The 22,077-nt window shown below is 73.4% G+C and carries 18 protein-coding genes; 2 read left to right on the forward strand and 16 right to left on the reverse strand.

Annotation, left to right across the window (positions count from 1 at the left end; translation table 11 throughout):
• The first annotated feature begins 79 nt into the window (after positions 1-79).
• The gene (locus tag WMF43_RS03105) at positions 80-985 is read left to right on the forward strand and encodes a hypothetical protein (protein ID WP_437677433.1); all 906 of its coding nucleotides are present in this window, start codon (positions 80-82) and stop codon (positions 983-985) included.
• Here the strand turns inward: WMF43_RS03105 and WMF43_RS03110 are convergent.
• The 8 genes from WMF43_RS03110 to WMF43_RS03145 all read right to left on the reverse strand — a co-directional run bounded on the left by WMF43_RS03110 (position 953) and on the right by WMF43_RS03145 (position 10,633).
• Positions 953-2,536, reverse strand: coding sequence for an AAA family ATPase (locus WMF43_RS03110; RefSeq protein WP_437677434.1), 1,584 nt, complete (start codon positions 2,534-2,536; stop codon positions 953-955). The genes WMF43_RS03105 and WMF43_RS03110 overlap by 33 nt on opposite strands.
• Before the next feature lie 252 nt (positions 2,537-2,788).
• Positions 2,789-3,313, reverse strand: coding sequence for a hypothetical protein (locus WMF43_RS03115; protein WP_437677435.1), 525 nt, complete (start codon positions 3,311-3,313; stop codon positions 2,789-2,791).
• Positions 3,314-3,375: 62 nt separating this feature from the next.
• A complete protein-coding gene (gene thiL, locus WMF43_RS03120; protein WP_437677436.1) occupies positions 3,376-4,398 on the reverse strand; it encodes a thiamine-phosphate kinase in 1,023 nt (340 codons plus the stop codon).
• Entirely contained in the window at positions 4,395-5,888 is a 1,494-nt protein-coding gene (locus WMF43_RS03125; RefSeq protein WP_437677437.1) for a sensor histidine kinase, read from the reverse strand. The genes thiL and WMF43_RS03125 overlap by 4 nt, the downstream gene beginning before the upstream one ends.
• Positions 5,885-6,604 (reverse strand): GTP-binding protein, encoded by a 720-nt coding sequence (locus tag WMF43_RS03130; RefSeq protein ID WP_437677438.1) that lies wholly within the window; start codon positions 6,602-6,604, stop codon positions 5,885-5,887. Before WMF43_RS03130 ends, WMF43_RS03125 begins: the two co-directional genes overlap by 4 nt.
• A 124-nt stretch (positions 6,605-6,728) precedes the next feature.
• On the reverse strand, positions 6,729-8,546 hold the full coding sequence (locus tag WMF43_RS03135) for a dynamin family protein (protein WP_437677439.1): 1,818 nt from the start codon (positions 8,544-8,546) through the stop codon (positions 6,729-6,731).
• 48 nt (positions 8,547-8,594) lie between these two features.
• Positions 8,595-9,488, reverse strand: coding sequence for a M48 family metallopeptidase (locus WMF43_RS03140; RefSeq protein ID WP_437677440.1), 894 nt, complete (start codon positions 9,486-9,488; stop codon positions 8,595-8,597).
• 101 nt (positions 9,489-9,589) lie between these two features.
• Positions 9,590-10,633, reverse strand: a complete 1,044-nt coding sequence (locus WMF43_RS03145; protein WP_437677441.1) for a homoserine kinase — start codon at positions 10,631-10,633, stop codon at positions 9,590-9,592.
• Positions 10,634-10,910: 277 nt separating this feature from the next.
• On the opposite strand from WMF43_RS03145, the gene hflX reads away from it, so the two are divergent.
• The gene (hflX, locus tag WMF43_RS03150; RefSeq protein ID WP_437677442.1) at positions 10,911-12,776 is read left to right on the forward strand and encodes a GTPase HflX; all 1,866 of its coding nucleotides are present in this window, start codon (positions 10,911-10,913) and stop codon (positions 12,774-12,776) included.
• Positions 12,777-12,851: 75 nt separating this feature from the next.
• On the opposite strand, the gene WMF43_RS03155 is transcribed toward hflX, so the two are convergent.
• The 8 genes from WMF43_RS03155 to WMF43_RS03190 all read right to left on the reverse strand — a co-directional run bounded on the left by WMF43_RS03155 (position 12,852) and on the right by WMF43_RS03190 (position 21,875).
• A complete protein-coding gene (locus WMF43_RS03155) occupies positions 12,852-13,838 on the reverse strand; it encodes a hypothetical protein (RefSeq protein WP_437677443.1) in 987 nt (328 codons plus the stop codon).
• A 10-nt stretch (positions 13,839-13,848) separates the two neighbouring features.
• Entirely contained in the window at positions 13,849-15,198 is a 1,350-nt protein-coding gene (locus WMF43_RS03160) for a PEGA domain-containing protein (RefSeq protein WP_437677444.1), read from the reverse strand.
• Positions 15,199-15,386: 188 nt separating this feature from the next.
• Positions 15,387-15,995: a precorrin-2 dehydrogenase/sirohydrochlorin ferrochelatase family protein gene (locus WMF43_RS03165; protein ID WP_437677445.1), complete on the reverse strand. Its 609-nt coding sequence runs from the start codon at positions 15,993-15,995 to the stop codon at positions 15,387-15,389.
• Between the two features lie 97 nt (positions 15,996-16,092).
• Entirely contained in the window at positions 16,093-16,995 is a 903-nt protein-coding gene (locus WMF43_RS03170) for a hypothetical protein (protein WP_437677446.1), read from the reverse strand.
• Positions 16,992-18,539, reverse strand: a complete 1,548-nt coding sequence (locus tag WMF43_RS03175; protein ID WP_437677447.1) for a BamA/TamA family outer membrane protein — start codon at positions 18,537-18,539, stop codon at positions 16,992-16,994. The genes WMF43_RS03170 and WMF43_RS03175 overlap by 4 nt, the downstream gene beginning before the upstream one ends.
• A 94-nt stretch (positions 18,540-18,633) precedes the next feature.
• The gene (locus tag WMF43_RS03180; RefSeq protein WP_437677448.1) at positions 18,634-19,530 is read right to left on the reverse strand and encodes a hypothetical protein; all 897 of its coding nucleotides are present in this window, start codon (positions 19,528-19,530) and stop codon (positions 18,634-18,636) included.
• 194 nt (positions 19,531-19,724) lie between these two features.
• On the reverse strand, positions 19,725-20,414 hold the full coding sequence (hisIE, locus tag WMF43_RS03185; protein ID WP_437677449.1) for a bifunctional phosphoribosyl-AMP cyclohydrolase/phosphoribosyl-ATP diphosphatase HisIE: 690 nt from the start codon (positions 20,412-20,414) through the stop codon (positions 19,725-19,727).
• 3 nt (positions 20,415-20,417) lie between these two features.
• Entirely contained in the window at positions 20,418-21,875 is a 1,458-nt protein-coding gene (locus WMF43_RS03190; protein ID WP_437677450.1) for a prolipoprotein diacylglyceryl transferase, read from the reverse strand.
• Between the last annotated feature and the right edge of the window lie 202 nt (positions 21,876-22,077).

Consider the following 22,077-nt stretch of genomic DNA (forward strand, 5'->3'; position numbering starts at 1 on the left):
GGCCAGGCGCCGAACCGCGCGGCACCCTGCGCGAGAGGACAGACCACCGCTGAATCGACCCTCACGGGAAGGAGCTGCCATGCCCTCCAGGCTGGTTCTCGATCGTCAGAAGCGCGCCAGCGCCGTCATCGCGGCCGGTGAGACACACGCCGACCCGATCGCCGCGGAGGTCGGCGCGCTGCTCTCTCCCTACCTGCGCAAGGGAGAGCAGATGCCGGACGTCTCGCTGCTCGCGCAGCTCGTCGCGCGCGCCCTCGCCGACGCGCGCGACCGCATGGTGACGGCCGACGAGGCGCATCTCGTCGAGCTCTCCGACGACACGACCCCGCGGGAGGGCCGCGACGAGGCCGCGCACGAGCTGCACGACGAGCTCTCGGATCTGCGCGACTGGCTCACCGGCATCTACGACGCGGCGGCGCTCGAGCGCCTCGGGCTCGCCCAGCCGCCCCCGCGCGATCCGGCGCAGCTCGAGCGCTTCACCCGCGAGGTCGTGCGCGCGCTCAGCGCCAAGGAGCTGCCGGAGCCGAGCCGCAAGGGGGTCCGCTGGGATCCCGACGAGACGGTGCTCCGGATCGAGCGCTTGCACGACGCGCTCCTCAGCCACTTCATGGACGTGGCGCGCGAGGCGCGCGAGGCCGAGGTCACACGCCTCGCCAGGCACGCGGCGATCTCGACCTGCGATGAGCGGTTCAGCCGCGCCGCGGCGTTCCTGGCCGGGCTCTTCCGGCTGGCAGGCCACGCCGACCTGGCGCACCGCGTGCGCCCGTCGACGCGCCGGCACGGGCAGGTCGAGGCGGACGCGCCGCCGGGAGAGCTGGGGAAGGGCGCCGACGTGGAGCCGGGGAGGACCGCCGACGTGGCGCCGGGGAAGGCCGCCGACGTGGCGCTGCGGAACACTGGGCCGGGAGAGCGTGGCGGCGCCCTGGCCGCGGACGGCGCGCCCGCGCGCTCGCTACGCGCGCAGCACCGTCACGGCGCGACCTGAAGGCGTCGTGGCCTCGTCGAAGCGCGTGCGCTCCTCCGTTGGGGGGGCGCTCGTGCGACGATCGAAGATCACGATCACGCCCGTCGAGAGGCTCAGCCGCTGGAGGTAGTCGTCGAGCTGCGCGAGCCCCTTCGGCAGCGGGTCCTTGCCGCCGTCCTTCCACACCTTGAGCTCCAGCGCCTCGCGCTGCACCGCGCGCGCGCCGCCTTCGCCCGGGTAAGGCCAGCGCACGAGCAGGTCGATGCGCCCCCGGCCGACGCCGTACTCGCGATCCACGTACCCGCCGCCGTTCACGACGCGCTGCAGGTACGCCATGAGCACGAGCTGCGGCGCCACCTCGTGGTAGGGCATCCCGGCGGCGATCACGTCGCCATGCTCCCGCCAGAAGTCGGCGAACTCGCGCAGGATGCGCGGGAGATCGAGCCGCCCGTCGGGCAGGACGAAGGTGCGGGTGGGCGACGCGGGGACCTTCGCCTCGGCGGAGGACGCGAGCACCCGGACGATGACCTCGCGGTAGATGGGGTTGGCGATCCGGATCGGGTTGTCCAGGGCGACGAGCCCGAGGTCGCGGACGTACGACAGATCGTCGTCGTAGGTGTCGCCGCCGCCCTCGTAGGTGCCGGCGACCACCGGCTCCAGCACCCGCCGCACGCGCGGCTCGGTCAGCCGGTGCACGAGCGAGTCGAGGTGCGTCGCGCGGGCCAGGATGAGCCGCTCCTTCGCCAGATCGACGTGCTCCGCCGTGATGGGCTCGGCCGGCGGAACCGCGATCTTTTCCGTGATTTCCCGGCCAAGCGCGTTGACGAGCCACGGCTGCCCTCCCGTCACCTCCAGGCTGCGGGAGAGCGCCGCCTCGGTGAAAGGCTGTCCCGTGTCTCCCGTGTGCTGGGCGTAGAGCTCGCGCACCTCCTCGGGGCTGAACGCGCCGAGACGCAGCGACTCGAGCTTGATGTTGAACGGGCTCGAGGCCCCGAGGCGGTTCGGATCACCTCCGCTCGCCGCCTTGTAGTCCCGCACGTCGCGCAGGCCGCACAGGATGACGGACCACGGGAAGCGCTCGGGCCGGTTGGCGTAGCCGGCGCGGAGCTGCCGCAGCACGCTGATCAGGCTCGCGCCGCGCAGCGCGTCGATCTCGTCGGCGAGAAGGACGAGCGGCCGCGGGCACGCCTGCGCCCACGCGGCGAGCACCGCGCCGAGCAGGTCACCGGGCGGGGCGGGCGGCGGAGGCGGAGGCCTGAGCTCCGGCGGGAGCACGGCCTCGGCGTTGCGGAGCATCTCGCTCACGATCGTCCGCTCGGCGGATGCGATGTCCTCGCCCCACGCCTCGCCCGCCTCGCAGGAGAAGAGCACGGCCGCATGGCGGTCCGAGGCGTTCAGCCGCTCGGCGAGGCCGCGCAGGGCGGTGGTTTTGCCCGTCTGCCGGGGGGCATGGACCACGAAGTAGCTGCCCTGGTCGACGAGATCCGGCGCCTCGGGGAGCCGCCGCTCGGCCGGGATCATGTAGTGCAGGTCGGGGCGGCACGGTCCCGCGACGTTGAAGCAGCGCTTCATCGCGGTGGAGCTTGCGCCCCGGCGCCCGGGCGGCGCAAGCGCTCAGGTGAGCTGCGCGACGTCCCCGGGTGCGGCTCCCGACGTCGATTTCGTGATCCGCGCGCGCCGCAAAGCTGCCGGGTGATCGAGGGCGCTCGGCGGGCCCGTGTAGCCTGCGCGGTCGCGCCGCGTTCGTCCGCGGGGGCGGCCGCCGGAGCGCAAGGCGCGGGCGCGAGCGCCGCGCGGGCGGCTCGGCGCTGGGCGGCTCGGCGCTCAGAGCGAGACGCCGAGGGCGGCCGCGATCTGCTGGCGGGAGACGACGCCGTGGTCGTCGACCGAGTAATCGTCGGCCTCGAGCCGGAACGTGCGCGTCGCCGTGACGTCCGCGCGGCCGCTGAAGCGGTACGGGATGGCCGGCGAGGCGAACGACTCCCGGAGCAGCAGGTAGCCGAGATCGACGGGGATGCTGATCGGGACGCGGACCTGCGTCGTGCGATCGGAAGGGAGCCAGACGCCTTCCCCGCCGGCGCGGAAGTCGACCGGCAGCGGATAGCGGCCCGCGAGCACGACCGTGCCGCGCACCGCGCGCACCGCGACGTCGTACGAGTTCGGGTTGTGCACGTTGACGACCACCGTCATCAGGATGCCGAGGCTCGGCGGGAAGGCGATCCGGATGCCGGTGATCTCGGCGTGATCGAGCTGCATCGTCGGCTTGCTGACGCAGGCGGGGCCGGCGAGGGCAACGAAGGCGAGCGCGAGCAAGCCGCGCACGAGGGGGTGTTTCCAGGATCTCGGCACGCGGCGGGAGCTTACCCGCGCGGGGGCGCGCCGTCACCTCGCAGCAGGAGACGACGCGGGCCTCACGCGAAGTGGTCGTACCCGCGCGCCGCGACGTCCTTCAGCTGCCCGTCCGGCCCGAGCAGCGCGACGTCGCTCGCGCCCTGCTCGCGCGGCGCGCAGCGGCCGATCGCCACGAAGCCCGGGAGCTCCCCCGCGCCCGGCCCGGCGACCGCGACCGCGTAGTCCTCGCCGCCGTGGAGCGCGAGCTCCAGCGCGTCCGCGCCGAGCAGCGCGGCGGCCTCGCGGAGCTCCGCGGTGACGAGCGCCGCCGGGTCGAGCAGCACGCGCACGCCGCTCGCGCGCGCGAGGTGCCCGAGGTCCGCGGCGAGGCCGTCGGAGATGTCGATCGCCGCCGCCGCGCCCGCGCCCGCGCCCGCGCCCGCGCCCGCCGCCGCGCCCGCGCGGAGCCCCGCGTCGATGCGCGCCAGCGGCCGGCGGAACGCCTGGATCGCCCGCTCCGCCGCCGCGCCGGCCGTCGCGCCGGCGCGCTCGAGCAACGCGAGCCCCGCCGCGGCCAGGCCGACCGGGCCCGCCAGCGCGATCGTGTCGCCGGGCCGGGCGCCGTCGCGCCGGAGCGGCGCCGCCGCGGCGCCGAGCGCCGTCGTGGTGATCGAGAGCTCCCCGCCCCGGGAGAGGTTCCCGCCGACGATCGCCGTGCCGATCGCGTCGCACGCGAGGCGCTGCCCCCTGGCCAGGGCGAGCAGATCCTCGTCGCTCACGTCCCGGGGCAGCACCAGCGCGGCGAGCAGGCCGACCGGGCGCGCCCCCATCGCCGCGAGATCGCTCGCGGCGGCCATCGTCGCCCGGTAGCCGAGATCCTCGAGGCTCATGAGATCGCGCCGGAAATGCACGCCCTCGACCGCGCTGTCGACCGTCCAGACGAGGCGCTCCGCGGCGCCGGCCCCCGCCCCGGCCGGCTGCGCCGCGAGCGCGAGGATCGCGGCGTCGTCGCCGATGCCGCAGAGCACGTGCTCGCCCTCCGCGCCGCCGAGCACGGCGCGCAGCAGGTCGATGCGGCCCCACTCGGACCGCGCGGCGCTCACTGGAAGACGGGCGGCGGGCTGACGCTGTTCGCCGGAGCGCCCGCGGCCGTGGGCAGCTTCACCACGAACACGGTGCCGCGCGGCTCGTTCGTCTCGATGCGCACCGTGCCGCCGTGCGCCTCGACCAGGCGCTTGACGATCGAGAGGCCGAGGCCGGTGCCGCCGTGCTCCCGGGTCGAGCTCTGATCGATCTGGTAGAAGGGGTCGAACACCTTCAGGCGCTCGGCCGGGGGGATGCCGATCCCCGTGTCGATGACGCGGATCTCGACCGCCTGCTGGAGCGGCGCGACGAGCACCAGGCCGGGCAGGTCGTCGGCGTCCTCGCTCACGGCGCGCGCGGCGAGCAGCACCTCGCCCCCCGCCTCCGTGAACTTCACCGCGTTCTCGACGAGGTTGATGAACACCTGCCGCAGCCGGTCGCCGTCCCCGAGCACCGGCGGGAGGTCGCCGTCGGCGTCGATCCGGAGCTCGACGCCCTTCTTCGCGGCCGCCGGCGCCATCGTCGACGCCGCCTCGAAGAGCACCGGGGCGACCATCACCTCGGTGCGGTGCACGATCAGCGTGCCGCTCTCGAGCTTCGAGAGATCGAGCAGGCTCATGATGAGGCCGAGCAGCTGCTCGCTCTTCGAGCGGATCGTCTCGATGAACTCGCGCTGCTCGCCGTTCAGCGGCCCGCCGATGCCCTCGGCGAGCATCTCGCTGTACCCCATGATCGACGTGAGCGGCGTCCGGAGCTCGTGCGACACCGTGGCCAGGAAGTTCGACTTGAGCCGGTCGAGCTCCTTCAGCCGCTCGTACGCCTGCTCCAGCTCGGCGTTCTTCTGCGAGAGCTCCCGGAAGCTCTCGCGGATCGACGCGACGTGCATCGTCGACGTGAGGAGCGACTTGTGGCCGCTGAACAGGATCAGATCGAGGACGGCGCGGAGGTGGTCCGCGATCGCGCCGAGCCGCTCCGGCCGGAGCCGCGCCAGCCGCGGCGGCGCCCCCGCCGCGCAGGCAGGATCGAGCGCCGCGGCGGGGGGCTCCTCGGCGTCCTCGGGCAGGTACGGGCCGAGGAGCGACCGCCCGATCGTGCGGCCGTCGTACTCGATCGGGAACACCTGGTGGAGCGCGTCGGCGAAGCGCGGCTCCGCGAGATCGCCGCCGGCCGGCGCGCCGGCCTCCGCGAGCGTCGCGCCGCTCGTCGACTGGATGCGGATCGGCAGCCCGAACAGCTTGTGGAACGACGCGGCCATCTCCCCGAGGGCGTCGCGATCCACGAGATCCTCGAGCGAGAGCGGGCCGATGCCGACCAGATCGACCACCGGCGCCGCCGCGGGGGGCGGCAGCGTCGAGGGCTCGGGCGCGCTCTGCGCCCCGTCGCGCTTCGAGGAGACGGGCGCGTCCACGCCGCGGGCCGACGGCATCGGCGCGGAGCTCGGCACGGCCAGGAGATCCTCCTCGTCGAGGCCGAAATCCACCGGTGTCCCCTTGTGGGCGTCGGGCCTCATCGGGAGCTCTTGTCGGGGCTGCCGCCCATGCGCCTCGCCAGGAGCTCGCCCACCGAGCTCGTCGCCCCGAGCTGGCGGGCGGCGCTGTTCAGGAGCTCCTCGCCGCTGATCGACAGCCGCTTCGAGAGCTGGTGCGTCTGGTCGAGCGTCTCCCACGTGAGGTGGAGCAGGCCCATGAACGTCTCCACCGTGCCCACGCCGCGGGTCGCGATGGCCCGGTACACCGGCTCCTTGCCGCGCGCGGCGAGCCGGGCCAGCTCCTCGTCGCTCCGGATGTCCGGGAGGTCGCGCTTGTTGAACTGGATGACGAGCGGCATCCTGGCGAGATCGAGGCCGTTCTCCCGCAGGTTCTGCCGCAGATCGAAGAACGCGTCGGCGTTGCGCTGCGTCTCGGAGACCTGCGAGTCGGCGATCAGCGCGACCCCGTCCGCGCCCTGGAGCACGAGCCGCCGCGTGGCCGCGTGCATCGGCTGCCCGGGCACGGTGAACAGCTTGATGCGGAGCGAGACGTCGCCGTCCTTCGCGCGGAAGGTGAGCGGCAGGAGATCGAAGAACAACGTGCGATCGTCCTGCGTCTCGAGCGTCATGAGCCGCCCGCGGGCGTCCGATCCGGCGAGCCCGTGCAGCGAGACGAGGTTCGTCGTCTTGCCGCTGAGCGCGGGGCCGTAATAGACGAGCTTGATCGTCACTTCACGGGCTGCGAAGTCGAGCTGCACAGCCGCATTCTTGCATGAGCGCCGGACGATTGGATAGGCCGCGCCGCCCGGTCCGGGGCGCGAGGGCCGGCGGAGCCTCCCTACCTACTCGCTCGCAGGGAGGCCGATAGGCCGGCGCGCCGCCTCAGGCCGAGCCGCCGGGGGCGTTGGGGACGCTGGAGAGGGGCGGCGGGATCACCTTGCTCTCGCCGTTCTCCGGGGTCCAGAGCGCGCTCCGGAGGCCCTCCAGGCGCGCCGTCAGCCCCTTCAGCGCCTCGGCCTGGTCGTCGCACGCCTTGAGCTGACCCTCGCTGCTGGGCTCGGCGCGCGACCGCTCCTCGCGGGCGGCCTTGAGGACCTCGATCACCTCCCGGTGCAGCTCCTCGCCGGCCGTGACCACCCACGCGTCGAGCCGGCTCGCGAACTCCTGGATCATCTCGTCGAGCTTCGGCCCGATCCGGGTCGCGGCCTCGCGCAGCGCGACCGGCGCCATCTCCTTCGCCTTCTTGCGGGTCTCGGCCTCGACCTTCTCCTTGACGTAGACGGCCAGGACCGGCGCCGCGAGCGCCAGGAGGCCGCCGAGCAGCGCGTTCGTGAACATCACGCCGAGCCCGATCGTGAAGAGCGCGAAGACGCCGACGTCGTAGCCGAACGTGTCGACCTCGACGTTGGGCGTCTTCACGTCGCCCCCGAGCGCCTCGCCGACCCGCTTGGCCACGTCGTGCGCGTCCTCCCGGACGAGCGCGATCGTCTTCTCGGCGAGCGCCTCGAGCGCCGTGGCGATCTCCTTCGTCTCGGCCTGCGCCCACTCGGCGAAGGTGCGCTCCAGGAACGCCCCCAGGTAGACCTTGATCTCGTCGGTGTGGGCCTCGTCGATGATCGCCGGCAGCTGCCGGACCACGTCGTCGACGAAGCGCGAGAGGTCGCGGCGCACCCAGGCCCGGATGGCGCTCACCTCCTCGCGGATGCCGGCGCGGCGCTCCTCGATGGTGCGCGACTGGCCGGCCAGGTCCTTCTCGATCAGCTCGATGCGCCGGCTGAGCTCCTCGCGCGACATCGCGGTCGCCCGCCGCCGCGCGTCCACGCCCTTGTGGAGCAGGCGCGCGGCCTCGATCCCCTCGCCGAGCGCGTTGTCGAGGAGGATGCGCCCGCGCTCCTCCGCGAGGAACCGGGTCAGGTGATCGAGCAGCTCCGGCATCCCGCTGCCGGCCTGATCGCCCTCCAGCGCCCGCTCGCTCGAGATCGGGAAGACCACCGGCGACTTCACGAGCTTGCCGAGCTCGCCCCGGATGTAGGAGAGCGCCTCGGTCTCCTCGTCCTGGCTCCAGATGTCGCGCTTCGTCACGACGAAGAGGATCTTGTCGCGCGACTGCCCGAGCAGCTTCTCCTGGAGGAAGACCCGCTCGCTCTCCTTGAGCGGCTGGCCGGCGTCGACGAGGAACAGGACGGCGTCCGACCGCGGAATGTAGCTGTAGGTGATGTCCGCCCGCTGGAGGGAGAGATCGTTCACCCCGGGGGTGTCGACGAGCACGACGCGCTCGCGCAGGAGCTCGGCCGGGTACCCCACCTCGAGGAACTTCACCTCGCCCGCGCTCGACGAGCGCGCGCCGCCGACGGTGAACGCCCGCACCTCCTCGAAGGGCAGGCCCGTCCGCTCCCCCGACGCGTAGACCACCTCGGCGCGCGGCTCGGCGGCGTACTCCAGGTGGTGGATCACCGCCGTCGTGGGCGTCACGCCGACCGGCAGGATCGGGGCGCCGAGCAGGGCGTTCACGAAGGTCGTCTTGCCGTGGTTGAACTCGCCGACCACGACGAGGTGGAACCGGTCGGCCTCGAGCTTCTTCACGAGATCGTTCGTGATGCGCGTCCCGACGCTCTTGGCGCCGAGGGTCTCGGCGAACTGCGCGAGATCCCTGAGCGCCCCGGTCACGTCGTCTTTACGGCTGTGGAAGGATTCGAGCATGTGCGGCTTTACCTCGGCCTTGGGTCACGAGCGCGGGGAAGGAACCCCTCAGCCCCAGATCTTGATGACTTCGTGCACCTTCTCGTCGACCTCCTCCATGGAGAGGCCGCCCGCGCCGATCCCGACGTGGCGCCGGTAGAGATCGCTCTCGGCGAAGGCCCGGAGCGCCAGGACGCGCTTCGGCAGCCACGGGTGGCTGGCGGTGAACTCGGCGAACCTGCCGATCCCGCCCTTGCCCTCCTCGTGCTGGGCGATGAACGCCTCGAGGTTCAGCTCCTCGTACAGCTTGGTCGAGCCGAGCGCGAGCTTGGTGAGCGCGCGCGTGGACACGTCGAGGCTCTTCGCGCAGAGCAGCCCGGCGCGGTCGCAGGTGACCTCGGCGCGGCGCGACCAGCCGGACAGCGCGAGCATCGCCGGGCCGACGATCCACTTCACGAAGACCGACGCCATCCGCGTGAGGTAGTGCATCGCGGTCAGGTAGACCACGTGGCTGTTGTGGATGTGGCCGCACTCGTGGCCGATGACGCTGAGCAGCTCGTCGTCGGTGAAGTGATCGACGAGCGCGGAGTGCACCATGATGAACGAGTCGTCGTTCGTCCCGTACGTGGCGGCGTTCAGGGTGGGGCTGTTGACGATGTAGATCGTCGGGGGCGCGATCCCGAGCGTCTCGGCGCAGTGCAGCGCGAGGTTGTGGACGCGGGGGAACTGCGTGGGGCCGACCTTGACGGCGTGGCCGAGGAGCTCGTTCTTCCCGACCGTCTTGAACAGCCGGACCGCGGCGGTCACGGCGAGCTCGACCGGCCTCATCTTTTCGAAGGCGAGCCGCGTGTTCTTATCGGACACATAGGCGTACGCGTTGCCGGCGCCGTCGCCGCCACCCGCGCGTTGCCCTTTCCGTCTCTCGATGAAGCCCTTGAAATCGAGCGTTCCGACCTGTGCCATTGGGCGAAGGTAACGGTCGGGCAGCGACCGCGCAACGCCACCCGGGCGCCGCGCTCCGAACTTCGCGGAAAATCACGCGGCGGCCTCCGCTCCCACGCGAATCACAGCCGCAGCAGGGCCAGGAGCCCCTCGGGGCCGAGGCGCTCGAGCGTCCGCTGGCGCGCGAGGAAGCGCCGGAAGTCCTTGTAGACACCGCTGCCCTTCGGGCGGAGCTCGAAGTCGGTGATCCGCGTGATCGAGAACCTCAGCGCCGCGGTGGCGCTCTCGTGGAAGAGCCGGCCGCGCTCCTCGGGTGAAAGCGGCCGCACAGACGTGTAGCCGGCGGCGAGCGCGGCCGCGAGCGCGGGGTCGAGGTCGTCGCCGAAGCACCAGGCCAGCATCGTGACCGCGAGATCGAACGCGGCGCTCCCGCGGGAGGCGCTCTCGAAGTCGAGCAGCGCCGAGATCTCGCCGCCATGCCAGAGCACGTTGTCGCGGAAGAGGTCGCCGTGGATCAACGTCTGCGGCCCGGGCGTCCGCGGCGCCGCGGCGCGGATCCGCTCCAGGCGGCCGGTGAGCTCGTCCACCGCGGCGGCGACCTCGGGCGTGAACGCCTCGGGGAGCGCGCCGGCGGCCGAGGTGTCGTCCGCGCGGCCCGGGTGGCGGAGCGCGCGCAGCCCGCGGAGCCGCTGATCGAGGTGGTCGAGGTCGAAGCGGCTCGCGCTCGCGCCCTCGAACGAGGCGCCGACGAGGTGGACCCGCGCGAGGGCCGCGCCCACCTGACGCGCGGCGTCCGGCGTGACGCGCGCCTGGCAGAGCGACTCGCCGGCGACCCACGGGAACAGCGCGACCGGCTTTCCCGCGTGCTCCGCGATGAACGCGGCAGCCTCGGCCGGGGACGACCCGTCCCGGCGCCGCAGCGGCTGCGGCGTGGCGACGCCCCCGGCCGCGAGGTGCTCCAGCATGCGCGCCTCGCGCTTGGCCGCGTCGAGCTGCTGCTCCTCGTACACGCGCAGGAACACCTGCCCGCGGCCGCCGGCGAGCGTCAGCGCGAAGTTGGAGTTGACGCTTCCGGCGAGGAGGCCGCGCACGTCGGCGATCTCCAGGCCGTAAAGCGCGCCGACGCGGCGGGCGTCGTCGAGTGAGAGCGGGGTCAGGATGGCCATCGCCGGCAGGGTAGCCTCGACCGGCGCGGGGACCCCACAGGAACTTGCGGCGCTCGCGCGGGGAAAGGCGCGACTCGGAGAGAAGCGCGGCGCTCGGAGAGGAGAGCGAACGGCGGCTAACGGCGGCTAACGGCGGCTAACGGCGGCTAACGGCGACGAACGGGAAGGGGCGACGAGAAAGCGGGAGCTCCCGGCGACTATCTGCAGGGGGCCAGCTCGCGGACCGGCCAGGGGTGCATTATGAATGAGGGGAAGCAACATTCCCTTCAGCCATCGAATGCCGACCCTTTACGGAAACACCACCGGACTCAGCCCCCAGGCCACCAGAACCCTAGAGCGCATCTACCGCCGCAAGGTTCCGCTCGCCACCATCGCCACGCCCGAGCTCATCAAGGCGCTGGCCGAGGCGTCCCACGAGACAGGGCGCCAGGTCGGCGCGCTGGTCCACCGCTCAGGCGAGATCGACTACGTCGTCGTCGGCGACGCGACCCGGTTGATGCTGCCGGACATCGGGCGCTTGCGCGCCGCGCAGGGGCGCTTCAGGGCGCTCCGGCTCGTCCATACGCACCTCTTCAACGAGCCGCTCACCCGGGACGACCTGGTGGACCTCGTCCGCCTCCGGCTCGACCTCGTCGCGGCCGTGCAGCTCACCCCGCAGGGGGAGCCGCGGACGATCCAGTACGCCTACAACGTGCCGGTCCGCGGGAAGGAAGCCGTCACGGTCACCGTGGACGGCGCCGCGGGCGACGGTGCCAGCCGCGAGGCGGAGCTGCCGTACCGGACCGTGGGCCCCGTCGCGATCGGCCGCGCGGACGTCGACTTCGGCGCGCTGATCCAGGCGCTCGAGGACGAGTTCGCGAAGCGCTCGCGGACCCGGTCCGTCGCGGCGAAGGACGGCCGGGCGATCCTCGTCCACGTCGCCGAGAAATCCAAGGCGGGCGCGCTCGCGCGGGCCGAGGAGAGCCTGCGCGAGCTGACCGAGCTCGCCGGCACCGCCGGCGTCGACGTCGCGGACACGGTCCTCCAGCTGCGCGATCGCCTCGATCCGAGGCTCGTGCTCGGCAAAGGCAAGCTGGACGAGGTCGTGCTGCGCGCCTCGGAGCTCGACGCGGAGACGCTGGTCTTCGACCGGGACCTGACGCCCTCGCAGGCCTCGGCGATCGCGAAGCACACCGACCTCAAGATCCTCGACCGGACGCAGCTCATCCTCGACATCTTCGCCCAGCGGGCCGAGTCGTCCGACGGCAAGCTCCAGGTCGAGCTGGCCCAGCTGAAGTACACGCTCCCTCGGCTCGGGCAGAAGGACGACTCCCTGTCGCGCCTGACCGGCGGGATCGGCGGGCGCGGCCCCGGCGAGACGAAGCTCGAGATCGGGCGCCGCCGCGCGAAAGAGCGCGTCAGCTTCCTGGAGGCCCAGCTCAAGCGGCTCTCCCGGCAGCGCGAGCAGCGGCGCCGCCGCCGCGCCAGGCTCGGCGTGCCGGTGGTCTCGATCGTGGGCTACACGAACGCGGGCAAGAGCACGCTGCTGAACACGCTCACCGGCGCCGACGTGCTCGCCGAGAACAAGCTCTTCGCGACGCTCGACACCCGCTCGCGGCGGCTGCGCTTCCCCGAGGAGCGCGAGGTGGTGATCACCGACACCGTCGGCTTCATCCGGGAGCTGCCGAAGGACCTGTTCGCCGCGTTCCGCGCGACGTTCGAGGAGGCGGCCGACGCCGATCTCCTGCTCCACGTCGTCGACGCGAGCGACCCCGCGCGGGACCAGCACATCGAGACGACCGAGGCGCTGCTCACCGAGCTCGATCTGATCGGCATTCCCCGCATCCTCGTGTTCAACAAGTCGGATCTGATCGATCCGGCGGAGGGACGGAGGCTGCTGCTCGGGCACCCCGACGCGGTGCTCCTGTCCGCGACGGACAAGGAGACGACGCGGGGGTTGCTCCTCAAGATCGCGGACCGGCTCAAGACCCGCTGGGAGGAGTCCGCGCTGGTGCCTGCGTACGAGGCGGAGGCGGACGCCGGCGCGCTGGAAGACGGCGACCTGTTCGACGGGGAGGCGGAGTCGCTGACGGTGATCGCCCCCGCGCCGCCGTCCGGCACCGAGGGCGTCAGCTCGAGTGTGAGGGGGACGCTGGAGGTGTGAGGCCCGGCCGGGCTCCGCAGGGAGCCCGGGGTGAGCCGAGAGGCCGGGCTCCGCAGGGAGCCCGGCAGGCGCCGCTCAGGGGGAGTCAGAGGCCGGGAAGTCCGAGCATTTGCGCAGGCCATTGCAGTTGCCGCTCGCGCAATCCGCGTCGGCATCGCAGTCCTGGCCGGGAGCGAGCTTGCACGCGCCCTCGGCGCTGCAGACGTTGGCCGCCTCGCAGGTGTCCGCCTCTCCCGCGGCCACGTTCGAGCACGTGCCGGCCGACCCCTCGACGTTGCACGCCTGGCACGCGTTGTTGCAGATCGTGTCGCAGCAGACGCCGTCGGTGCAGTTCCCGGTTCCGCAGTCCTCCTCGACCGCGCACTCCTGACCGTTCGCGGCCTTGCACTCGCCCGCGGCGTTGCACGCCTCGTTCTCCGCGCAACCCCGATCGACGGTGCCGGGCGCGGCCAGTTCGCACTGACCATCGTCGCCGCAGACGTGGCAGGCCGCGCAGTGCGCGTCCTCCGTGCACTCCGTGAGGCACTCGTTGGTCTCCGCGTCGCAGGCGAACGTCTCGCACGACGTCGCCTCGCCGGACGCGCACTCATCGCTCTCGCCATCGCAGGTGCTGCCGGCCGTCTGCACGCTGTCGACGCACGCCTGCTCGGCGCAGACGGTCTCGGCCTTGGTGGGGCCGCAGACGCCGTCGTCCTCGCCCGACTCCTTGAGCGCGGCGGTGCAGGAGTCGCAGCCCTTGTCGCAGGCGGTATCGCAGCAGACGCCGTCGGCGCAGGACTCGCTCTCGCAGTCCCCGGCCGCGGCGCACGCCTTGCCCTGCGCGCACGGCTCGCAGTCGCCGCCGCAGTCGACGTCGGTCTCGTTGCCGTTCTTCTCCCCGTCCGTACAGCGGCTCGTGTCGCCGCCGGCGTTACCCCCGTCGCCCCCGCCGACACCGCCGCCGCCGTTGCCGTCGTCGATGAGCCCTCGGTCGACGCTCGCGATGAGCTCGCAGCCCATCGCGGTGGTCGTCAGCGCCCCGGCGCAGAGCGCCATCGCGATAACGTACTGGTTCTTCCACATAGTCATCCCCTTAGAAGGTGAACTGCGCGGCAGCACCGCCGCCGGTCGGGCTGACGAACGGAGTGACGAACGCCTTCTTCGTGCCGGTGGAGGCAGCGGTCTTCGTCTCCGCCGGTGTGTCGTCGCCGGTGAGGAGCAGGACAGCGCCGGTGGCCCCGAACGTGATCGCCACGGCGAAGGACATGTCGCAGATGAGGGCGTTGCGGTCGACCGCGTCCGCGTTCTTGTGGGTCGGGTTCTCCTCGAAATCGCTCTGCGCGCTGAGCGCCTGGATGCCGAAGATCGTCCCGACCACGGCCCCGACGCCGGCGAGCCCGAAGGTGACGTAGGCCGGCACGCGCGAGCGCGCCTCGACCGGCGGCGCGGGCGGCGGCTGGGTCGCCGGCGGCGGCGTCGCGGGCGGCGTGGTCGCCGCGGGCGGCGGCGGCGGCGCCGCAGCGACCGCCGGCGGCTGCTGCGTCAGCTGGACGTTGACCTCGCGGGTCTCGGCGAAGGTGACCTCGAGCTCCTGGCTCGCGTCGACGAACCCCTCGGCCGAGACGGTGAGCGTGTGCTTGCCGGGCGGGACCGAGAGCTCCGGGCCCGGCTGGGCCACGCCGTCGACGGAGATCTTGGCGTTCGCGGTCGGCGGCGCGACCGCGACCTTCACCTTGGCCGGCGTCTTCTTGAGCGCCTCGATGCGGCCCTGCGCCTCGGTGATCTTGTCCTTGAACTTGTCGGCGTCCGGCTTGGAATCGAGGAACGCCTGCCACGCCGCGACCGCCTCGACCGCGAGCGCCTGCTTGTCGAGCGAGAGCGCGAGCTTGTACTTCGGCGCGGCGCCGGGCACGTACGCGTCCGCCTGGCGGTAGAGCTCGGCCGCGGTGGCGTACTCGCCCTTGTCGAACCGGGTCTCGGCTTCCTTGTAGAGCTTCTTCGCCTCGTCCTTCTTCTGCTTCTCCGTCAGCGGCTTCTTCGGCTTCGCGGCCGCCGCCGCCTTCGCGGGATCACCGGCCTTTCCTGGCGCCGCCGTCGCGGGCGTCCCGGCAGCGGGCGGCGTCGCGCCGGCTGCAGGCGTCGCGCCGGCCGCGGGCGGCGTCGCGCCGGCCGCGGGCGGCGTCGCGCCGGCTGCAGGCGGCGTCGTCCCGGCCGCGGGCGGCGCTGCCGGCGTGGGGGCCGCTTGCGCCGCGGGCGTGGCCGGCCGAGCAGGCGCCGCCGGGGTGGCCCCAGGGGTCACCTGCGCGGTGGGCTTGGCCGCCGGAGGCGCCGCCTGCTTCCCATCCGCCTGTGCAGACGCCGGACCGACGTTCGTCAGCGTCAGCAGGCCAGAGACCATTGCCGCCGAGGTCAACATCGTCAGCCGGCCGGATCGTGAACGCATACCGTAAGCCCTCCTCCGCGGATAGTGTCGCGTGGGCGCCCACTTAAGCCTTGAAGGCCGCTTTACACAAGGGTTTTCGCGTTCGCGCTCTCCCCTCCCCGAGCGCTCCCCGAGCGCTCCCCGAGCGTTCCCCGAGCGTTCCCCGCGCGCGCGTCACCCGGGGCCCGACCGCGAGCGCGGCGCTCGAATCAAGGCTCATCGCCTCGCTCGAGCCAGGCAGGGAACCGGAGCTTCGCCTCGATGCCGAAGCCGACGGTCGCCTGGCGCATGCGCGCGGCGCGCTCGGGGCCGCGCGGGAGGCTCTCGCGCAGCCGGCGCAGCGCCGCAATGTAGCGCGCGAACCGGGGATCCGCGAAGAGCGCGCTGAGGTCCTCCCGGATGCGCCGTATCGTACCCGGGCTGACACCATGGCTGCTGAAGCTCATGGTCAATCCAGAGGCGGCGACGACCGAAGGATTGACGAAATTGGACACCTCCGGGCGATCCAGCGTGCAGACGAGGCGCCCGGCGTCCGTGAGCTCGCGGTGCAGGCGCCGCGAGAGCGCGTCGTCGCCGGGCGCGAGGAACACGATCGCAGCGCCTGCGAGGTCGTCGTCCACGAACGACCGCCGGTGCAGCTCGACCAGGTCCTCCCGGCACGCGCGCTCGATCGAGGCGTCGACCGGGCCCGGCGTGACCACGGCGACGCGGGCGCCTGCCGAGAGGAGCCGCTCGACGGCGTGCGGGGCCTCGCCTTCGCCCCCGAGGACGAGGGCTCGCCGGCCGTTGAGGTCGAGGGCAATGGGGAAGAGGCGCATGGGACGAGTCGGCGCGCGCGGGAGCGCGCCGTGATTGTAGACCAGCGCGCCGCGTCGCGGGGGGGCTCGCGTGCGCACCCTCCCGCGACCGCGCGCTTCAACGACCGGGACGGCCCGGCGGCGGGCTCGGCGGCGGCGGGCTCGGCGGCGGGCTCGGCGGTGGAGCCGGCGGTGGAGCCGGCGGAAGAAACGATTGCGTGCGGAACGCCAGCTTCCTGTCGGCGTTGCCGATACGCGTCACGAACAGGCCGACGAAAGAGCCGAACAGCGAGTCGCCCGGCCCGATGGCGGTCGAGCCGGGGGGGCGGGTGACCCATCGCTTGATCCGATCGAGCATCTCGGCGCTCATGGGGTTCACCTCGACGAGCACCGCGACGAAGTAGCGGCTGCCCTCGCGCACGAGGGACCGGTCCACGAGCGGCATCCTCCGGGCCTCGGCGCAGTTGCGGAGCACGCCCTCGACGTTGACCGCGACCGTGTTCGACTGACCTCCCGCCTGGAGGAGCTGGATCCGGAACACCTCGTCCCAGAGGTCGTAGACGATCCGGCAGCTCTTCGCGGTGAGCGCGACGGGGTCGCCGCCGCTCTCGCTGAAGAGATAGCCGCGCATCGTGATGACCGTGGGGAGCCCGCTGAGCAGCTTCTTCGAGATCTCGCCGTCGACCACGTCGCGGAAGCTCACGGTGAGCTGCACGAGGGTCTTGTCGAGCGTCAGGCTCGCCGCCCGGGTGGGCAGCGCCGCCGGCGTGCCGAGGGCCCGCTGGGCGTCGGCGTCGTCGGCCTCCTGCGACGGCCCGCCCCCCGGGGCGCTGGGCCCTTGCTGCGCCGCCGACGGGCGCGCGCCGAGGCAGAGCCCGGCGAGCAGGCCGATCGCGAGCCAGCGCGCGCCCGCGCTCCGCCGTGTCGCGCGGCGGAGCGCCGCGCGCGCGCGGCTCCCTGCCCGGTCGCCCGCCGCGCGCCGCGCGCCGCGGGGCCCGCGACCTGCGCCCGAGCAGGTCATTTCCGCTCACCGTGCCGCGCCGGGATCATCCCGAGCAGGTTCGAGAAGGCGAGCGTCACGCCGCCGACCGAGGTGTCGACGCGCAGGCCGAGGTTGTACGTGACGTCCACGGGGACGCGGGCGAGGCCCTCGTACCCGGCCGGCGCGTCGGTGAGCTCGCGGCGGGTCGCGACCCCGTAGAGGCCCGCGGCGCCGAAGAGGTCGACGCCGTAGATGGAGCCGCGGCCCGCGTAGATCGGGATCCGGTACTCCGCCTCGAGCTTCGCGGCGAAGTCGCCGTACCGGACCTCGATGATGTCCGTGCCGAGGAAGTTCGGCGGCTGCCGCCGGTCGGGGGCGAGATCGAGGAGGCGGTCCGGGAGGAGGTCCGTGAAATCGCCGACGTAGAACTTCTCGAAGAAGGGGGCGTCGCCCGCGACGGCGCCCGCGAACGCCTTGAGGCGGAGCACGTGCCCGAGCGGCAGGCGGAACCAGCGCTGCGCGCCGAACTCGAACTTCTGGTAGCCGTAATCGCTGCCGAACGGCGGCACGCCCACCGTGACCGAGGCGGACGCGAAGGTCCCGCGCGTCGTCAGGAAGGGCGCGTCGCGCGTGTCGTGATCGATCGCGGCGCGCAGCGACGAGAGCACCGTCTTGCCGCCCAGGATGTCGAAATCGATCGGCTCGCGGCGATCGCCGCGCATGTGCGACGCGACCGTGGGCACGGTCGCGTCGATCTGCTCCAGGTGGTAGTCGAGCGACAGCTGCGACGAGGAGGAGACGTGGTGGCCGGTGCCGAGCGTCGCGCCGAACCGCTTGTAAGCGACGACCGCGTAGCCGGTGACCTCGCGCTGCTCGAGCAGCGGGGACTCGAACGCGACGTCCCGGTTGCCGAAGAAGTCCCGGGCATCGTTGTAAAGCACGGTGACCGCGGCCGACCAGCGGGTCCCCACGAACGCGGGATCGACGAAGCGGGTCCTCAGGGCGAGCTGGTCCGCCGCGAGGCCGACGCCGGCGCCCAGGGTGATCCCCGTCCCCGCGAGGTTGGTCTCGGCGACCTGGACGCCGGTGAACGCGGAGAGCGGCCTCGCGTTGCCCGCCGTGTCCTCGTCGGCGGCGATGCCCAGCCAGAGGTCCTGGACGATGAACGTGTTGCGCTCGACCACGTCGAGCACGAGCGTCGCGCTGCCGCGCTCCGCCCCTTTCCGGAGCGACAGGCCGACCGAGGCGAAGAACCCGGTCCCGAGGAGCCGGTAGCGCGTGAGCTCGATCTCCGGATCCTCGACGTCGAGCACGTCGCCCGCGCGGAACCCGACGTACCGGAGGATCACGCGCGCGGCCGTCCGCTGGTTGCCCCGGATCTCGACCCCGTCGAGGAGGTACCGGACGCGATGCCTCTCCTGCAGCGGCGCGCTCGCGCCCGCCGCGTGGGCTTGAGCGGCCGCGGGAGGCCGTCGATCCGGCGTCGCGGGCTCGGCGCCGCCCGCGCCCTGCGCGAGCGCGCGGCCCGGGAGCGCCCCTGCGAGCAGCGCGCTACAGAGCGCGGGGAATGCGCGGCTGAGCACGGGGGGCAGGGGGCTGGCCGGGGGGCGTGAGGGGCTCGGGCATCACGAGGAGAGCCCGCCGGGCTCCGACGGCACCGCCGGAGCTTCGGTGGCGTCAGCGGCGCAGCGTAGCACGGTCGGCCCGCTCGCCGGAGGGATCGGTCGCGTCGAGCTCGGCCAGCGCGGCGTCTTCAACGGCGCGAGGCAGCGCGGGGCGCGGCGGCGCGGCGCAGCGGATCCGCGCCGCTGGCTCGGCGTGCTCCGGCCCTCGCGGCTCGCGCGGGGTCGGGGCGGCCCGGGTGTGCTCCGCCAGGGCGAGCAGATCGAGCCGGGCCGGCGTCGGCTCGGCCAGGTGATCGGCCGCGGCGAGCAGCAGCGCCTGGACCTCGGCCAGCACGGCGGCGTCGCGCGTCCAGCGCGCCCCGACGCTCGCGGCGACGGCGCGGGCGAGCAGGAGCTCCGCGCGGCCGCGCACGTCCGCGGGGATCCAGTCCGCGACGAGCGGATCGGCGAGCATGGCCAGCGTGCCGCGCAGCGCGGCGATGCGGCGCGCGCCGAACCGCTCCGGCGCGCGCGCGGCGTGGCGCGAGAGGCGCAGCGCCCTGCGGAGCGCGCGCCTCGCCGCCCTGCCGACCACGGCGCCGCGCAGGGTGAGCCGCTCGCGCGGGGCGTCGAGCGCGCGCAGCACCGCGGCCAGCGAGAGCCCGCCGGCGATCACGAGCGCGACGGTCAAGGCGGTGGCTCCCGCGCCGCGCAGCGGGAAGCCGCCGGTCGCGGCGACGAAGGCGCAGCCGGCGACCAGGAGGAGCCCGAGCGAGCCGAGCGCGCCTGCCGCATGCGGCCGGCCGCGAAGGGGCCCGCCTCCGCCCTGGAGGATCCGGGCATACCCTTCGGGCGCGATGAGCCGCCCGCCGCTCGGGATGAGGCCCATCATGGCCCGCCGCGCCGCGCGCCCGAGGCCGACCTCCAGCGGGCCGAGCTCGACGCCGGGCGGCTCTCGGAACGGGCTCACACATCCAGGGTAGCCCATCCCTCGCCGGCGCGGAGGCCGCGCCGCGGCGCCGCGGATCACCCCGGAGGATTCCGTCCGGCGCCGCCCGGGTCTCCGCGGCAGGGCCGCCTGGCGCGCCAGCGTCGGGGCGGCCGCGGAGCAGCGCCGGAGCGTGATGCCCGCCCTTCAGCGCTGACGCGACCGGGGTCGCCGCTTCACGGCGCTTCCGTCTTGGGACCCTGCGATCGCCGCGCCTTCTCGACGAGGCCGCTCGTGCCCATGCGCGACGCGAGCGCGGAGAGGACCGCGCGCAGCGGGACGCCGCGCGAGGCGACGCCCACCAGCAGGTGGTAGATGACGTCCGCCGCCTCGGCCGCGACGCGGTCGTCTCCCTCTCCGGCGATCGCCTGGGCGAGCTCGCCGGCCTCCTCGCGCAGCTTGGCGCCGATGAGCGGCGCGCCGCCGTCGAGCAGCTTGCGGGTGTAGCTCTTCGCGGCGGTGGACGCCTTGCGCGCCTCGATCTCCCGCTCGAGCGCCTCGAGCACCGCGGCGGCGTCCTGCCCCTCGTCGGCGGCCTCTGGCTCGCCGTCGCCGCGGGCCTCGACCTGCCGGAAGAAGCAGCTCGGGCTCCCGGTGTGGCACGTGGGGCCGACGGGATCGGCGAGGACGAGGAGCGCGTCCGCGTCGCAGTCGGCGTGGACGCTCGTCACCGCGAGCGTGTTGCCGCTCGTCGCCCCCTTCTCCCAGAGCTCGCCGCGCGAGCGGCTGAAGAAGGTGGCGCGCCCCGTCTCCAGGGTGCGGGCGAGCGATTCGCGCGTCATGTACGCGAGCATCCGAACCTGCCCGGTCAACCGATCCTGCACGACGGCCGGGATCAGCTTGCCCTCTCCAAATGCGATCTTCACGGCCTATCCCTCTCCGGTGGTGTCGGGCGCCTCGGCGGCGCCGCCGCCCTCGCGGGCCGCCGCCCGCTCGTTCCCCTTCGCGCTGCCGCGCCGCTCCCGCGGCGCCTTGCCGGCGGCGGCTGCCTCGGGCCTCCGCTTCTCGCTCGGCTCGTCCTCGTCGTCCGCGTCGTCGTCCTCTTCTTCGTCGTCCTCGTCGGCCGCGGCGGCCTTGTCCGCCGGCAGGTTGAGCGCCATCGCCTGCTCCGGGTGGTCCAGCGCGGCCTTGTAGTACACCGCGAAGGCGAAGGACGCGGCGAGCCCGGTCGCCAGCGCGACCGCCTGGGAGGTCGAGTACTGGAGCGTCGCGGACGCGCCGAACGTCTCCGGCTTGAGGATCAGGTACATGACCACCGCGGGCACGAAGGCGAGCGCCTGCGTCGCCTTGCGCGCCACGTCGTTGCGGACGAGGCGGGAGAACCCGATCGTGTAGCCCACGGCGAAGAGGACGAGGCCCGCGGGGATCAGCACGTGCTCCGGGAGCGACGGCGGGATCGAGCCGCGCTCCGCGTCGTCGCGCAGGAGCTCGAGCAGGTAGCGGCAGACGCCGTACGCGAACGTGAACAGGAGGAAGATCTCTCCGCGGAACTTCTGCCTGCGGCGCGCGAGGAGCAGGAGCGCGAGCAGCCCGGCGCCGACGAGCGACTCGTAGATCTGCGTCGGGTGCACGGCGAGCGACGCGTGGGAGCTCGGATCCAGCCCGCGCTCCTTGACGTGCTGCACCCACGCCGGCGAGCCGCTGCCGTGCTCCAGCGTCCCCTCGGGCCAGTGCGGGAACGTGCCGAGCCCCTTCAGCCAGCCCGGCGCCCCCTCGCCGAGCGGCCGGCCGAAGTCGCAGCCGAAGAGGTAACACCCGATGCGCGTGATCATGAGCCCCGAGGCGAGGCTCGGGACCGCGACGTCGGCCCAGGGGAGCAGCGGGATCCGGTGGGAGCGCAGGAACAGGTAGGAGCCCACGAAGCCGCCGAGGAAGCCGCCGTACGCCACGAGCCCGCCGCGGCGGATGTCGAACATCGCGCCGAGCGAGTCGAACTCGTCGAGGTTCGTGAGGATGTAGAGCACGCGCGCTCCGAGGACCGCGGCGACGGCGGTGACGACGTAGCAGTTCGCCATCGTCTCCCTCGGGAGGCCGTCGCGCTCCGCGAGGCCGAGCGTCAGGTACCAGCCGACGACCAGCGAGAGGCCGAGCATGACCCCGTAGCTGTAGATGGGCAGCGGGCCCAGGGTGTACGTGCGCTCCTTGAACTGGAAGGCGAGCGCGGCGAGCGCGAGGCCCGCGACGCCCGCCGCGGCGGCGCCCGGCTTGTTCTTGCCGAGGAACAGCCCGACCGCGCCCGCGACCGCGATGCCCGCAGCGATCAGGAAGACCCAGAGCAGCGGCACGGCCCAGACGGGCAGCGGGACACGGAACAGGATGGGATGCATGGCGCCTCTCCTTACGCCTGGGATTCGGCACCATCAAGCGCCGTCTCTGGGGCATGACGCATCGGGCCAAAGCCCTCGCAGCCGCACGTCCGGGCGCGTCGGGTAGCGGCGATGCGCCCGGTCTGGCAGCGCCGCGCGCCCTCTGCCGCATCCTCAGGTCGTCGTCCGCGAGCGGCCCTCGAAGTCCGCGCGCGCCGCTGCT

Source organism: Sorangium sp. So ce131, assembly GCF_051519095.1.
In the GTDB taxonomy this organism is placed as follows: Bacteria; Myxococcota_A; Polyangia; order Polyangiales; family Polyangiaceae; genus Sorangium.